This window comes from Neobacillus niacini (assembly GCF_023715785.1).
GTDB classification, from domain to species: domain Bacteria; phylum Bacillota; class Bacilli; order Bacillales; family Cytobacillaceae; genus Neobacillus; species Neobacillus niacini_E.
The window spans coordinates 65,493-80,168 of record NZ_JAMBOX010000010.1 but is presented as its reverse complement, the minus strand read 5'-3'; the positions used below and the strand labels follow the sequence as shown (position 1 = coordinate 80,168).

At 44.4% G+C, this 14,676-nt stretch carries 13 protein-coding genes; 10 read left to right on the top strand and 3 right to left on the bottom strand.

The annotated features are described in order from the left end of the window. Window positions 1–10 precede the first annotated feature (10 nt). The gene (locus M3234_RS17715) at window positions 11–499 is read right to left on the bottom strand and encodes a hypothetical protein (protein WP_262305984.1); all 489 of its coding nucleotides are present in this window, start codon (window positions 497–499) and stop codon (window positions 11–13) included. Window positions 500–690: 191 nt separating this feature from the next. On the opposite strand from M3234_RS17715, the gene M3234_RS17710 reads away from it, so the two are divergent. The 7 genes from M3234_RS17710 to M3234_RS17680 all read left to right on the top strand — a co-directional run bounded on the left by M3234_RS17710 (window position 691) and on the right by M3234_RS17680 (window position 8,284). Continuing rightward, the gene (locus M3234_RS17710) at window positions 691–1,458 is read left to right on the top strand and encodes a YhfC family intramembrane metalloprotease (protein WP_262305983.1); all 768 of its coding nucleotides are present in this window, start codon (window positions 691–693) and stop codon (window positions 1,456–1,458) included. Window positions 1,459–1,585: 127 nt separating this feature from the next. Next, the gene (locus M3234_RS17705) at window positions 1,586–2,575 is read left to right on the top strand and encodes a LacI family DNA-binding transcriptional regulator (protein WP_262305982.1); all 990 of its coding nucleotides are present in this window, start codon (window positions 1,586–1,588) and stop codon (window positions 2,573–2,575) included. Between the two features lie 218 nt (window positions 2,576–2,793). Beyond that, window positions 2,794–4,197 (top strand): sucrose-specific PTS transporter subunit IIBC, encoded by a 1,404-nt coding sequence (locus M3234_RS17700; RefSeq protein WP_262305981.1) that lies wholly within the window; start codon window positions 2,794–2,796, stop codon window positions 4,195–4,197. 58 nt (window positions 4,198–4,255) lie between these two features. Further along, window positions 4,256–5,719, top strand: coding sequence for a glycoside hydrolase family 32 protein (locus M3234_RS17695; RefSeq protein WP_262305980.1), 1,464 nt, complete (start codon window positions 4,256–4,258; stop codon window positions 5,717–5,719). A 462-nt stretch (window positions 5,720–6,181) separates the two neighbouring features. Next, on the top strand, window positions 6,182–6,529 hold the full coding sequence (locus M3234_RS17690; protein ID WP_066320298.1) for a PadR family transcriptional regulator: 348 nt from the start codon (window positions 6,182–6,184) through the stop codon (window positions 6,527–6,529). Beyond that, window positions 6,516–7,514: an HAAS signaling domain-containing protein gene (locus tag M3234_RS17685; protein WP_262305979.1), complete on the top strand. Its 999-nt coding sequence runs from the start codon at window positions 6,516–6,518 to the stop codon at window positions 7,512–7,514. The genes M3234_RS17690 and M3234_RS17685 overlap by 14 nt, the downstream gene beginning before the upstream one ends. A gap of 146 nt (window positions 7,515–7,660) precedes the next feature. After that, on the top strand, window positions 7,661–8,284 hold the full coding sequence (locus M3234_RS17680) for a histidine phosphatase family protein (protein ID WP_262305978.1): 624 nt from the start codon (window positions 7,661–7,663) through the stop codon (window positions 8,282–8,284). A 155-nt stretch (window positions 8,285–8,439) separates the two neighbouring features. Here M3234_RS17680 and M3234_RS17675 read toward each other — a convergent pair whose 3' ends face one another. Continuing rightward, window positions 8,440–9,423 carry a Gfo/Idh/MocA family protein gene (locus tag M3234_RS17675; RefSeq protein WP_262305977.1) on the bottom strand — a complete coding sequence of 328 codons (984 nt, stop codon included), beginning with the start codon at window positions 9,421–9,423 and terminating at the stop codon, window positions 8,440–8,442. An 870-nt stretch (window positions 9,424–10,293) separates the two neighbouring features. Between M3234_RS17675 and hflX the strand changes: the two genes are divergently transcribed. From hflX to M3234_RS17660, 3 genes are all read left to right on the top strand, one after another. Continuing rightward, complete coding sequence (gene hflX / locus M3234_RS17670) at window positions 10,294–11,553, top strand: GTPase HflX (protein WP_262305976.1); 1,260 nt, start codon at window positions 10,294–10,296, stop codon at window positions 11,551–11,553. A gap of 76 nt (window positions 11,554–11,629) precedes the next feature. Further along, window positions 11,630–12,532, top strand: coding sequence for a GNAT family N-acetyltransferase (locus tag M3234_RS17665; protein ID WP_262305975.1), 903 nt, complete (start codon window positions 11,630–11,632; stop codon window positions 12,530–12,532). Between the two features lie 12 nt (window positions 12,533–12,544). Further along, entirely contained in the window at window positions 12,545–12,991 is a 447-nt protein-coding gene (locus M3234_RS17660) for a GNAT family N-acetyltransferase (protein ID WP_262305974.1), read from the top strand. A 171-nt stretch (window positions 12,992–13,162) separates the two neighbouring features. On the opposite strand, the gene M3234_RS17655 is transcribed toward M3234_RS17660, so the two are convergent. After that, window positions 13,163–14,626, bottom strand: coding sequence for a purple acid phosphatase family protein (locus M3234_RS17655; RefSeq protein WP_262305973.1), 1,464 nt, complete (start codon window positions 14,624–14,626; stop codon window positions 13,163–13,165). Window positions 14,627–14,676: the final 50 nt, after the last annotated feature.

Sequence of the window (14,676 nt, the reverse complement as noted above, 5' to 3'; positions counted from 1 at the left end):
AGTCTTGTTTTTAGGACTCACCTTTATTTTGCAAGTCCATTTCAGGTTGTGGATATATTTTTTCAAAGAACTTTTGGAAGCCAAAATTTAAACATGCATCCGCTAAAAGTAACAGGAAAAAATAAATGGATTTCACTTTAATGTGAAACACGTTGAATTTTTTGAATAAAGCAATGATTGGAAAGGCATAAACCAAATCGGCTGCGATATTGATCAATGCATAGTATAGAAATTTGCCTTTTGATAAATAAAAAACCCATATATTCATCACAAGGTATGGCCCAAATAACAAAAGGAATGCCGTATGGGTCATATTTTTTTGACCGCCTTTTACTTTCCACAATCGATGTGTGCTAAAGAAAAATATCTCGCACATCACCGTCAAGGCGGAGAATAAAGAAACCGGAAGATACTTGACGAACAACTTCTTTTTATTAGGAAGGAATAAAACCGAAAGCCAAGAACCAACAAAAAAAGCAATCCTAATCGCAATAGGCATCGTATCATCATCTCTTTTTTTAAAAGTAGTTTGCTAAGAAACCGGTATCCTTATTCAGAGAAACGGGGGGGGATTTTTTTTATATAAAAAATTTTAAAAAACATATTGACGGATATCAATAATTATAATATTATCATTCTTGAGAATGATAATAATTAAAACAAAGGGTAACCTTAAGGGGGAGAAATAGTATGGTCAGTACTGGAACGATTGTTGCAATGGTATTTCCGATTGTGTTTTCATTTGTTTTATTCGCGGGATTGATTTTGTTTTATCGAAAGAGAGCAGGGGTTGCGGCAAAGCCGGTCATCATAGGTGCAATTGGATTTGTGGTGATTACACAGGTGCTGGAAAAAGTGTTGCACCTGGCTGTTATCACGGCCTTTCCAAACTACGCCGATCATCCTGTGCTTTGGGGACTATACGGCGGGTTGGCAGCTGGAACATTTGAAGAGCTTGGCCGATTTTTGTTATTTGTATGGCTGTTGAAAAAATACCATGACTTCAAAGGCGGAATCTCATTTGGGATTGGCTGGGGCGGCATTGAAGCAGTTGTCCTGATGCTGATGTATATGGGTACAAATATTGCGTATGCGGTATTAATCAATTCAGGCACATTTGAGTCGACATTAGGGTCTCAAATACCCGCTGACCAAGTGGCAGCCATTAAGGATACAGTATTAAACCAGGGAATATCTTTCTATTTATTGAGTGCTGTGGAACGATTCTTTGCGGCATTCCTGCAAATAGCCTTCAGTTTATGGGTATTAATCGGTGTGGTGAAAAAGAAATTTTCTTATGTGATTTACGCTCTGCTAATACATGCGGCCATTGATTTTCCATTGGTATTTGCGCAAACAGGATTCTTCACAAATATGTGGGTCATAGAAGGCTATTTGGCCATCCTCTTTCTTATCTCGCTTGTCCTCATTAAAAAGGCAAGACCACATTTGCAGTAAGTGCTTAAGGGACTCTTTCGCGGTGCGGAAGGGTCTTTATTTTTCAAAAAATCCAAGAAGCATTTTCTTTTGACCTTATTTGTGTAAAATAATGATAAGTACAATTCGGAATAAAGGGGGGGAATTCATGCTCACGATTAAGGAAATTGCCGAACGGGCCAATGTCTCGCGGACGACGGTTTCCAGAGTATTAAATAATTCGGGTTACGTTAGTGAGGAAGCCAAAAGAAGAGTATTAAAGGTGATTGAAGAAACAGGCTATATCCCGAGTGAAAATGCCAAGTCGCTTAGGACAAAAAAGACAAAGGTCATCGGGGTCATCCTGCCGAAGATCAGCACGGAAACTTCCAGCAGGCTTGTGAAAGGAATCGATGAAATATTGGCCAAGGGCGGCTATCAAATTCTGCTTGCCAATACAAATCTAAAACCCGAAAAAGAAATAGAATACCTGAAGCTGTTGAAAAGCCGCCATGTCGATGGCATTATTCTGTCCGCAACAAACGTAAACAGGTCTTTAATAGAAGAAATTTATCAGCTGAAAATCCCATTTGTCACAGTCGGCCAATATATCTCAGGCCTGGCCAATGTCGTATTTGATGATTATCAAGCAGCAAAGGATATGGTGCAGCTCCTGATTAAAAAAGGGCATAAACGGATTGCTTTTATTGGAGTGGATGAAAGTGACCGGGCTGTTGGGTACCTGCGGAAAAACGGCTACTACGATGCAATGAAGGAAGCGGGATTACCGGTAGAAGACAGCTGGGTGCAAAAAGGCGTCTTCAACTCGGAGTCCGGCTATGAATCGATGAAAGAGATTATCGAAATCTCGGATAACCGGCCAACAGCGGTTGCAGCCGTAACCGACCGGCTGGCCATTGGCGCGATGCAGTTTATCCAGCAGATGGGCCTTTCAATACCTGAGGATATGGCCTTCGCCGGAATGGGTGCTTCCGAGTTATCGAGGTATATTACTCCATCTTTAACAACAATTGATTTTTCAATGGAAGATGCGGGGCGTGAAGCAGCGGCGTTATTACTGGAACAAATCAGTAGGGAAATGAACCAAGAAGAAATTAGAACAATAAATTATAGACTTCTTGAACGAGCTAGTATATAATAAGTGTGTAATCGATTCCACAGTGCGAGATTCATCGATTACACTTATTTTTTGTTATTTAGGGAATCGATTCCACGCGAATCGTACCAAATTTTTATTAAACATGAAACCGATTTCACATGAATATAATTAGCCATCAGCAACAGACTAGGACTAATATTTTTTTTGAGGAAATGTGTAATCGATTCCACAAATACAAATACATGGGGGGAAAGAAAATGTCTGAAAATCGCAAAATCGCAGAGCAAGTGATTGAAGCAGTCGGCGGCAAAGAAAACATTCAATCCGTCGCCCATTGTGCCACAAGACTGCGGATTATGGTAAATGACAAGGAAAAAATCAACCAGGAACAGGTTGAGAACATTAATAAAGTTAAAGGTGCATTCTTTAACTCCGGCCAATACCAGATTATCTTTGGGACCGGTACCGTAAATAAAATTTATGAAGAAGTTTCGGGGTTGGGACTTGAGACCAAGTCAGCAACTGATCAGAAAAAAGAGGCTGTAAAAAGCGGCACGAGATTTCAGCGAGCGATCCGCACCTTTGGTGATGTATTTGTACCGATTATTCCGGTGCTGGTAGCGACCGGTCTATTTATGGGGCTTCGCGGTCTCGCCATGCAGGAGCAGGTCCTCGCTATATTCGGCATGAAGCCAGATGACGTATCACAAAACTTCCTATTATTCACGCAAATCCTGACCGACACGGCGTTTATCTTCCTGCCGGCACTTGTGGCCTGGTCGACATTCAGGGTCTTCGGCGGAACACCAATTATTGGGTTGGTGCTTGGTTTGATGCTTGTCAGCCCATCACTGCCTAACGCGTGGGGCGTTGCCGGCGGTGATGTCGAACCGCTTAAATTCTTTGGCTGGATTCCGGTTGTCGGCTATCAAGGCTCTGTTCTGCCAGCGTTTATCGCCGGTATTATCGGGGCGAGATTGGAACGTTTGATTCGTAAGCGTGTTCCGGAAGCACTTGATTTAATTGTTACACCGTTTTTAACACTGCTTGTGATGATTGCTTTATCGTTACTGGTGATCGGACCAGTCTTTCATATTGTTGAACAAGGCATTTTGTCTGGTGCTACAGCCGTTCTGTCATGGCCATTAGGCATCAGCGGCTTGTTAATCGGCGGGCTTAACCAGTTGATTGTTATTACAGGTGTCCACCACATTTTTAACATGCTCGAAATTCAGCTTTTGGCCAAATATCATTACAACCCGTATAACGCCATTGTTACCTGCGCGGTAGCGGCTCAGGGCGGTGCTGCTCTTGCGGTAGGATTAAAGACAAAATCAACAAAATTAAAAGCGCTGGCGCTGCCATCTTCGTTATCAGCATTCTTGGGGATTACCGAACCGGCTATTTTCGGGGTTAACCTGCGTTATGGAAAACCATTTATTATGGCGCTAATCGGCGGTGCGGCAGGCGGGTTCTTGGCCTCGATCCTCGGCCTTAAGGCAACAGGGATGGCGGTTACCGTTATTCCTGGGACCCTGCTTTATCTAAATGGACAAATCTTGCAATATATTTTGGTCAACCTGGTCGCAATTGGAGTCGCATTCGTTTTGACATGGATGTTTGGCTTTTCAGATAAGGTAAAGAAGGAAATGGAACAGTAGCGTGAGTGAAAAGAAGGCAAGCATGATTCTTGCCTTTTCTTTTTAAAGGAGGATGGTTATGACAGCAAAAGAAGGTCGACTTATGCAGCAGGCTTATCATCAAGTCGCTACGTATAAGGACAAAGTCGTGAGCGATCCGTATCGATTAGATTATCATCTGATGCCTCCGGTTGGATTATTAAATGATCCCAATGGATTAATTCAATATAAAGGTGTTTACCATGTATTTTATCAGTGGAACCCGTTTGAAACGGCACATGGAGCGAAATTTTGGGGGCACTATAGCTCGATGGATCTCATCCATTGGCGGGAGGAGCCGATCGCGCTTGCTCCAAGCGAGTGGTATGAAAAGAATGGGTGCTACTCCGGAAGTGCTGTGGAGGCGGATGGAAAGCTTTATCTTTTCTATACAGGGAATGTAAAGAATGACGACGGCACCCGCGAAACGTATCAATGTCTGGCCGTTTCATCGGATGGCATTCATTTTGAAAAAAAAGGCCCGGTTCTCAAGCTGCCGGAAGGTTATTCAGCGCATTTTCGTGACCCGAAGGTTTGGAAGCATGCCGACCGTTGGTATATGATTGTTGGTGCGCAGACTTTGGACGAAACAGGTGTGGCCGCCCTGTTTACTTCGAAGGATTTGTACAATTGGAAGGAAGTGGGCAGGGTTGCCGGCTCTGGTCTGAATAGCCTCGATGAGTTTGGTTACATGTGGGAATGTCCCGATTTGCTGCAGTTGGACGGGAAGGATGTATTGCTGGTTTCGCCGCAAGGGCTGGAGCCTGCGGGGCATGCTTATCATAATTTGTTTCAATCAGGGTATTTTATTGGCGAGTTGAATTACAAAAAGGGAACGTTCCAGCATGGTGACTTTGTTGAGTTAGACCGTGGATTTGATTTCTATGCTCCGCAAACGTTTGTGGATGATAAGGGCCGCAGGATTCTTTATGGCTGGATGGGCATGACAGACGATGCTGAACAGTTTCAGCCGACAATTGAGAATCATTGGGTTCATGCCTTGACAATTCCAAGAGAATTGAAGCTTCATGACGGGAAGATATTTCAAAAACCACTTGTGGAGCTGGAAGCGCTAAGAGAAAATCAGGTTATGGTTGAGAAGGCGAAGGTAGATGGGCCGGTGGTTAAGTTTGAGGGGATAAGCGGGGCATCAGTTGAACTTCTTCTCGACTCGATTCAGGTGAAGGAAGGGACCTTTGCGATGGCGTTTCGCAATGAAGCGGTGTTGCGCTTTGATGCGGACAAGCAGGAAATCAGTTTGAAAAGACGGAATGTTAAAACGTCGGAGCCGGAAGCCAGAACTTGTCCATTGGCGGCATTGTCCAAGCTGCAAGTCTTTATGGACCATTCTTCTTTGGAGGTTTTTATAAACGACGGGGAAGAAGTGTTTACTCTACGATTTTTTCCAAATCCAGAGGATAAAAGTATTTCTTTTCTGGGGAAAGCCAAGTTCGATTTATATAAATGGGATATTGGCAGAATTATGATGTTAGGAGAGTTATGATGAGCGGTGTCCGGACAAGTTTAATGCTTTTCACGGACGAGGCGTGAACGGATATTTAAATAGCTAATTTACTAAGGTACCGTCGAAGCAGGCGGTGCCTTTTTTGCATACCCGTGGTCTATGTGCCACCAACGGAAAGCCTTCATAACCTTTAAGGAAAAGTTAAGGAACAACAATAATAATAGGCTTATTCCAAAAATAAAGCATGTCCGGGTAGTGGAAGGCCGGGATTAGAAAGGGAGTAAGCCAGAATAAAAGTGAACAGTACGCTCGGAAAAGGCACTGCGATTGAAATAACTTTTCCTAAGACGCAAAAGGGCTAACGCTTGGATTTTATAAAATCCAGGTGTTTTTTTATTTCTGCCCAAGCATTTTTTAGATTTTTAAATAATATGTATGGAGTAATGATGGATGAAATCTATTACTGTATCTCATACAGTATCGAAAAGAGGTGAAGGCTGGATGAGTTCTTTGTTGGAATCGTTCATGACGGAGCTGAGAAGAGGGACGCTCACGCTTGCTGTTTTAAGCCAGTTAAGCACCCCACAATATGGCTATTCGCTGGTACAGCGCCTGGAAGAAGCCGGTGTGGCCATTGAGCAAAGCACGCTGTATCCGCTGTTGCGCCGTTTGGAAAAACAAGGACTCGTGACGAGCAGCTGGGATACAACCGAAAGCCGGCCGCGAAAATATTACGTTTTATCGGACTATGGCATGGAGGTTTATCAGGAGCTGAAACAGGAATGGCACAAGATGACGCTTGAGCTGACAACCTTATTAAAAGGAGAGGATAATCATGAAGCTGATTGAGGCTTATGTGTATGAAGTGACCAGAAGGCTTCCCGAAAAATCCCGCGAAGATATCGCCCGGGAACTGCGGTCGACAATTGAAGATATGCTGTCAGAACAATATACAGAAGATGAGGTGAAAGCTGCGCTTGGTAAACTTGGTGACCCCGCCGTGCTTGCCGCCAGTTATCGTGATGCCCCGATGTATTTGATTGGACCCAAAGTTTATGACGTCTATATTCGAACCTTAAAAAAGACGGTGCCTTGGGCGGTTCTGGTGACGATTATCGTTCATTCGGTCATTGGTATCTTGGGGTTTACGGGTGAGGAAGCGGTATTGTACTTCGTGATTAAAATGTTTGGAACCATCATTGCCAATGTCGTCATGGTGCTGATGTACGTTTTGTTTTGGTTTACTGTAGTCTTTGCTGTGATAGACAGAGTTGATTTTTCAAAAAGTGGGCAACCGTTGCCGACCGGCAAGGCTCCATGGTCGCCGGATGATTTGGAGAAAGTCGAAATATCGCCGCGTAAGTGGACAATTTTAAAAGGGGAAGCAGTTTTCGGCTTGGGTTGGACCTTGTTATGGACGATTGTTTATTTCAATGCCGATCATCTCTTGGGAAGGTACCAGTCAATAGAAGGCGGTGGACTGAAGTTTGTCATGCCGTTATTCAATCAAGACGTATTATTGTCCTATTGGCCAGCGGTCTTGTTGCTAATCGGGATGGAAACTTGTCTGGTGGTTTATAAATGGAAGGCGGGTCATTGGACAGTGAAACTGGCGGCTGCCAATACGATCATACATGTAATCGGTGCCGGTATTTTTCTTGTTATGGCAAGTGATCCGCATTTGTATAATCCGGCTTTCATCGCATCTTTCTCCAACTCGATAGACACTCCTGCTTCCTTTTTAGAATGGCTGTGGCTGATTATTATCGCCGGTGTTGCTGTTTCAATCATCATTGAAGCCTTTGATAATTTTCGTAAAGCCAGGCGCCCGTAAAAATTTTTTGGCCGATGGCCGGCTAATCATGTTAAAGACAGGGTGCAGTTCAAAATGGGGGTGCCTTTTGCTTGGCTTTTTTTGAGGTTTTGAATTATAGTTAAAATATTAAATATTCAGAAAAAACCAACGAGGGGTGGAAGTAGTTGAATCTTTATGTAATCCGTCATGGGGAATCACAGCACAATGTCGACAGGACGGTAATGGCGCATACCCATGATTCGCAGCATAGCTTGACCGAACTAGGCTTCAAACAAGCCGCCATTACAGCCGAATTTATGAAACCATTGTTAAATGAAAAAACGGTACTATATAGTTCACCTTATTTGCGGACGAAGCAAACGGCTGCGGCCATTCGCGCCCTGCTCCCGGAGCAGGTGCCATTTTTCGAAAACCCGCTGATCAGGGAATGGGAGCTGGGCAACCTTTATGACTTTAACAATCGCACGCCCGAGGCGAAGAAGGAATATAAGGCCGCTGGTCAATTCTACTTTCGTTTTCAAAACGGGGAGTCACTCGCTGACGTGTATCTAAGGGCCACGATGTTCATGAACACCGTTGTCGATCGACTGAAGCAGCAAGAGCGCTACGAAAATATCGTCGTTGTCACCCACGCCGCCTTCATGCACATGCTGCTCGCCTTCCTCATGAACATGCCAGTAGAAGACCTGTTAGACTTCAAACCTATTGAAAACGCCGCCGTCCTCAAAATCAACGAGGTAGAGGGCGACTACCAATATGAAAAAATATTTGTGCCAGTTGTGGAATAGGAAATAAAAGGGAAATGGTGTCAGGCACCAGCCGTGGACAATTGTCCGTGTGGGGTGGACATTGGATATTATGGTGCTGATAAAGGGAAAGAGCCGATTTCGTTGTCGGCTCTTTTTTCTTTATATGTGGTTTTCTTGGTCATCCGTTAACGATGTTATTTTTGTTGATCTGCCGCGAATACGATGCCGGCGTCTTTTCTGGCTTCTACGAGCATGTCCATGACGGACCGGCTGTAATCTAGCAGCTGGTAACAGCGGTCAAAGTCCTGGCTTTTGTAGATTTCTCTGAACGCCACAAGCTCGTAGTACAGTGAATTTTGGGTAGTTTGCTGATTTAAAGTGGTCTCGGTGCCTTCTGCATGCACCACCACAGTTTGGCAGCCATTTGCCCCATCTACATGTATATAGCCCTTTTCACCTTGAATCAAGGCAAAGTTCATACTGTTCGTATCCTTGCACCCAACGCACTCGGCGATAAAGCCTGGGTATTTCATGACCAATACCCCCGATGTATCAATGCCATTCGGATGTTTATTGGCCGTGTAGCGGATGGATTCCGGTGTGCCAAACAGGTTCATGACAAAATGCAGGTTATAAATGTTGATGTCAACAAGGGCGCCTCCCGAGAATTTCGGGTTAAAAATATTTGGTGTCTCGCCTGCTAACAAGGCATTATATCTACTTGAATATTGACTGTAGTTACACTGAATAAATTTGATCGGCCCAAGCTTGTCAACATTTTCTTTGATTAATTGGTAGTTTGGCAGGTGGATTGTCGTAATTGCTTCGAATAACAGTAACTGCTTTTGTTTTGCCAATTGGGTCAAACTTTCCAATTCCTGAAGTGTTGATGTGAAAGGTTTTTCGCAAATGACATGCTTTCCAAGTTCAAGCGCCCTGTAGGCCTGTTCATAATGCAGGCTGTTTGGGGACGCGACATAAACGAAATCGACATCGGGGTCGCCATACATTTCATCCAAATTTGTATAGATCTTACCGATTTCATATTTTTCCGCTAACGGTCTGGCTGATTCCTGTTTGCGGGAATACATCGCTACGCATTGGGCGCCATCAACCTTGCTTAGTGCCGAAAGAAAGGTATCGACAATGAAACCTGTTCCGATTGTAGCAATATTCATTTTAAGCCCCTCCAATTCTTTGTTTTTCCTTTGAATATGTACTGCTAACATCATAAAGGATTTTGAGTGGCTTGCCAACTTGGAACAGTATTGCTTATAAAAGACATAATCGGTTGGGTCTATGCCGAAAGTGTCTAATAGAAGCGGTCTAAAAGACAAAATTGGATGTACACCCTCGAAAGTGTCTAATAGAAGCGGTCTAAAAGACAAAATTGGATGTACACCCTCGAAAGTGTCTAATAGAACCGGTCTAAAAGACAAGATTGGAAGTACCACCCTCGAAAGTGTCTAATAGAGCCGGTCTAAAAGACAAGATTGGAAGTACCACCCTCAAAATGTCTAATAGAACCTCTCTAAAAGACAAAACCAGCCAGCCCAACCCCAGAAATGTCTAATAACCTAAGCACACCCCTGCTGGAACATTGCCCGAAAACTAATCCTTACAAACATTTCATTGATTTCCAATTACTGTAATGCTATGATTATGGTAATTAGAGTGAAACGGAGGTTTTCCTGGTGTATTTTTGCAGATTGCGATTCCTAAATTTGAACTGTTAACTGAATAACGTTCGAGTCTCTGCCTGGCTGCAGAGTAAATGGGATTGGTCTGCCTATATGAGGAAACCTTTATTTAACATATGTGAAATAAAGAGGGCTTAAGCGACCCTCTTTTTTGCTGTCTTTAAAAACAAGTTGCTCGAAATGGTTTCGGTGGAAACGCCATTCTCCATCTTGAGCCAAAAGATCCCAGCCCGAATCAACTCCATTCCCCAATGGAGGTTTTTCGTGATGCTCCTTTCCCTTTACTTTGCCACAGGCGGATTGCCCTGTGTTTTTTATTTTTCAAAAAGGAAACGGAGGAATCAGGCTATGAGACATAAACAAAAAGCACTTATTGTCGGGGTCAACACCAATCACCAAACGGATTTCCAGTACTCCATGAAGGAGCTGGAGAACCTCGCGGCCGCCTGTGACATTGAGGTGTCCGGAGAAATCACGCAAAATTTAAATCGCATCAATAAAACTCATTACATCGGTACCGGAAAAATCGAAGAAATCATTCAGTTATTAAAACACACTGAGGCCGAGCTAGTCATCTTTAACGATGAACTGTCAGCCTCGCAAATCCGCAATCTGGAGGAGGCGCTTGACCGGACTGTCATTGACCGGACCCAGCTAATTCTGGACATTTTTGCCCAGCGTGCCAAAACAAGAGAGGCCCAGCTTCAAGTCGAAGTCGCGCACCTGAAATACATGCTTCCTCGCATCGTCGGCAGCCGGGAATCATTAGGTCGCCAAGGTGCTGGCGTAGGCTTGAAAAATAGAGGAGCGGGTGAGACCAAGCTGGAGCTGGACCGCCGAAAAATAGAAGGAAAAATCGCAGCGCTGAACAAGGAACTGAAAACCCTCGTCGCGCAGCGCGAAACCCGGCGCAGCCAGCGCAGGAAGAGCGGCGTGCCGCTTGTTTCGCTCGTGGGCTACACGAATGCCGGCAAATCAACTATCATGAATGCGTTGCTAGGCCGTTCACACCAAGCTTCAGCGGCCAAACAAGTTTTTGAAAAAGATATGCTCTTTGCCACTTTGGATACCTCAGTGAGAAAAATAAAGCTGCCGAACCATCCGCCGTTCTTGCTTTCGGACACGGTCGGGTTTGTTGATAAACTGCCGCATCATCTCGTCAGAGCATTTCGCTCGACCCTGGAAGAAGCGGCCACAGCCGATTTGCTCATCCATGTCGTCGATTACTCGAGCCCGCAGCATCAAAAGCTAGCCGAAGTAACGCATAAGACGCTACAGGAGATTGGCATTAAGAATATCCCAATTATTTATGCCTTCAACAAGGCGGACATGGCGGATACGGAATATCCGAAGGTGGAAGGGAACAAGGTTTATCTTTCTGCAAAAAATGGTTTCGGTATGGAGGAACTGATTGACCTGATCAGCGCACATTTTTTTAAAAATCAAATCCACTGTGAAATGCTGATTCCATTTGACGACGGGCGCCTGGTAACCTACCTCAATGAAAACGCCAATGTCCTGGCGACCAGCTTTGAAAGCGACGGTACCAAGCTAACCATCGAATGCAACCAATATGATTTTGAAAAATATCAGCAGTATTTAATATAGAAATGTAGCCCTCCAGTTTCAATAGGGTTTTGCAATCTTAAGAAAAATAGGGGGAAGAGTTAAGGGGGAAAAGATAATGACCGTTGAAGCGTTAAAGCATAATAGAGTAGTTGATTTTGTTGAGTACTGCAAAAAACATCGATTGGCGGTTGACGATTCTTTTTTATACGACGAGGATTTGGAAACATTTGAACCAAACGCCGACAACCCTACCTATGTCATCACCGGTCAACAGGGGGAAATTATCGCTGCCGCATCACTAATCATGGATGAATATCAAAAACGTGGAAAACGGGCGCGGTTTCGAATTTTCCTTTCCGAAGCCAATGACAAAGACCAATATAAGCTGCTGTTGGAGTCGCTGCTAAAACATACCGCAGGCTTGGAAAGGGTATATATTTTTGTACCGCTGGCGAATAAGCTGTTGTCGGAAGCAATCAAGCAGTTGGATTTTTCCGTAGAAAGATATGCATTCGTAATGGTTAGAGAGGACTTGGATGTACCTGAACTCAATTTACCGGATGGATATAGTATTAGAAATTTTCAACCGGGCCAGGATGAAGAAGTTTGGTGTGAGGTGCGCAATGCTGGATTTGCCACCCTGAAGGGAAGTGAAACACCGCGTACGCCGGACATGATTGCAAAAATGGTGTCAGAATCGGATTACATCGAGGGCGGCATGAAAATCCTATATCACATCGATAAACCGGTTGGTGTGGCTAGGGGTGCAGCGGACGAATACGAAAATGCGCCAATCATGAATATCGGCCCGCTTGCCGTTTTGCCTGAGTATCAGGGTAAGGGACTGGGACGCCTTCTGCTAAGGGCCGCGCTCCATGTTGCCAAGGATAAGGCCTATAAAAGAACGATTCTCTCGGTGAACGGAGAAAATGAGCGTGCCCAAGCCTTGTATATTAGGGAAGGCTTTAAGCAGGTCGAAGGTGCAGTCTGTTATGAATATCGTTTGGTGTCTTGTTAGGGGGGGAATCCGTTGCAGCAATATGAAGTGACCCAGGTAAAGGATTTGCAGCAAATGGATTTGACTCATTTGCAGGAGGAAAGCCGGGAAGAGGGCTTTCGGTTTCTTGATCGATTAGAAGCGGATTATCACAATGGGACCAATACCTTTGATGGGATTGGAGAGGCATTGTTTGCTGTGGTAAGCAAAGAAGGCAAAGTGCTTGCGGTTGGCGGCATAAACATTGACCCGTTTTCGGATGACCAAACAATTGGCAGGATCAGACGATTCTATGTTTCAACTAAGCACCGAAGAAGCGGGATTGGCAAACTCCTATTAGATACACTCAAATCCCATGCAAGCTGTCATTTCAAACTATTAGTTCTAAACTCATCATCACAAGCTGAAAAGTTCTATCAAACTTGTGGATTTACTAAAACCGAACAGTTCACAAGGGTAACTCACATACTAAACTTGTAACTGCCGTGAGCAATTTAATGGTTACCTAATCGATTTTTATCTGAAAGCAAGAAACACAAGCGAAACTGTAATGAGTGAATGCCCAATACTGGTACCCGCAACAAAAAAGCAGAATGACCGCATCCAGTCATTCTGCTTTTTGCTATTCCGAGTAAAAATTTACCGCGCTAATTACTTCTCTTTATAATCCTCATTCACAACCGTAAACTCATCAATGACCTCACCATCAGAGGTGACTGTCTTAATCGTGATCCGGTCTTTGTCGACCTTGGCCCTCAGAGAAACAGCGATGTTGTCCATATTGACGTATTCAAATTTCTCATCGGCCACAGCATCATAGTGTTTCAGACCCGTTGTTCCGGACACGATATAGACCGTACCGTTCGGGTCATCCATGCCATTTTTCAGCTTTTTCGTTCTGCCGTATGAATGATCATGACCGGAGAACACAATGTCTATCCCCAGCTCATCGACAACAGGCACCAATTTTTCTTTCATAATCTCATTGCCGCCAAACGGATTCGTAAAATATGGCGGCTTATGGGTAACAAGGATTTTCCAAGGCTTATCGGACTGCTTCACATCCTGCTTGAGCCATTGGAGCTGCTGCTCCAAAACCTTGTCATCGCTCGTAAACCCTAACACGCTGATATGGATATTATGATAATCCACAGAATAGGTGCCGCCCTTGTCAAGGTCCGGCCCATTCCCAGTCGAGTTAAAAATTACCCTCGCGGCCTGGGCATTGACGTCACCCATATATTCATGGTTGCCTAACGTGGCAACCAGATTGGTTGAGCGGATTCTGTCATAGCGGCTAAGCGTATTTAACGCATCATCCCATTGTTTAAATTTGGATGCGTCGTCAATTAAATCTCCAACATGGATCATGAACGCCATATCCTTGCTATTTAAATCTCCCAAAATCTTATCAAATAAACTTAAATCGGATGGGGACTGTGTATCTCCCAAAACAGCAAACTCAAAGCTTTGCTTCCTTTTTAAAGTGGTAAACTCCTTCAGGTCAGTCCAGTTCTTGCCATCACCGACACGGTAAACGTAGGTCGTGCCTTGCTGCAGCTTCGTTAGGGTCACTTCATTCACCCTGACTATCCCGTTTTTCTTGATATCCTGCTCCCCGGAGAAGACTAGGTCGCTGGAAGCGCCAGCAGCAAGCTTCAGCTCCTGTTCTCCCTTCTTGTCAAAATCCTTTTTCCGGGCGTATTGGATGATGGCCGATTTGCCTTCGGCTAACGGACTCGACATCCAGGTGAAGCCTTTGGATTTATAAGGGTCGCCCACAGCTGTCGCAATCACATTTTTGAGTTCTGTCTTACCGGCGAGAGGCGGGTAGGTTTGCGTGTTGACTTTGAACGAATATTTCCCATCCTTTACGGCATATAAAGCAATTTTCTTCACTTCGTCCGTGATTGCATCAACCTTCAGAACTTCGTCCGTATTGGTTTTTCCAAGCGAAATGGGGTCCTTCACACCTTCAATGGCCGCAAAAACTTCGACGCCCTTGACCAATTCCCCGGCGGCATCCTTGACGGTCATTACCGCTGGTTTTCCAAGCAGAATCGGTTCTGCCGTAACGGTGAACGCTCCAGACACGGCGATTTCTGCCAGTTTCATTGAATAACTGGTGACGTCTCGGAAAATGTTCAAAATATTGCCATGGTATT